The 784-nt window shown below is 76.8% G+C and carries 1 pseudogene; it reads right to left on the reverse strand.

The features are described 5' to 3' along the window. A pseudogene (locus tag E0D90_RS25880) lies at positions 1–663 on the reverse strand (hypothetical protein); the annotation flags it as partial. Between the last annotated feature and the right edge of the window lie 121 nt (positions 664–784).

Below are 784 nucleotides of genomic sequence, written 5' to 3' on the forward strand. Positions count from 1 at the left end.
GATTGCCTCTTGGCTCCTGGGCTCGGGGCTCGGGGCGGTGTCCCTGACCAGCACGGTGTGGACGGCGTCGTGGACGGCGAAGCGGGTGCAGCCGCCGGTGGGGTCGACGGGGGAGGGCAGCACGGCGCCGTCGTCGGCCGCGTACCGGTGGAGCCCGCCGAGGGGGCCGCTGTAGGTCACCGCCGTCTCCCCGACGCTGGCGCCCGCTGTCGTGCGCGGGGAGACCTCCGTGTCCGGGGCCTCCGGGACGTCGCTCCACAGGACCTCCCCGGTGGCGGTGGCGACGGCCGCGACCAGGGCGCAGCCGCCACGGCCGGGGGCGTCGAAGAGGACGACACCGATCCCCGCGCTGTTGACGGTGCGGGACATCGTGCAGACGGCGCCGGCGCCCTCGGGGGCCTTCAGCGTCCACCGGGGTTCGCCGGTGGCGCTGTCGTGCCCGCGGATCTCGTCGCCGGCACGCAGGACGAGGGTGTCCGGGGTCGCCCACGCGCCGTCGAAGTAGTTCCGGTCGGTGCGGCGTTCCCACACCGGGGCGATCGTGCGGCTGGTGTCGAACTCCAGGCGCTGTTCGTCGCGGTCGGGGGCGGTCGTGCAGGCCGGGGCGGTCAGCAGGGCGGCGGCGAGCGCGAGTGCCGGTGCGCGGCGTCCTCGACCTCTCATGTCCCCGCCGCCCCTCGGTCCGCTTTGCCCGGTGTGCGGTGACCGTACCGCCCGGGCCCCCGGGAGCACAGGTGCTCGGCGGGGAGTCCGGTGGCCCGGGCGGGGCGCACGGGCCACCGGC

It is taken from the genome of Streptomyces otsuchiensis (assembly GCF_004305975.1).
Classification (GTDB): Bacteria; Actinomycetota; Actinomycetes; order Streptomycetales; family Streptomycetaceae; genus Streptomyces; species Streptomyces otsuchiensis.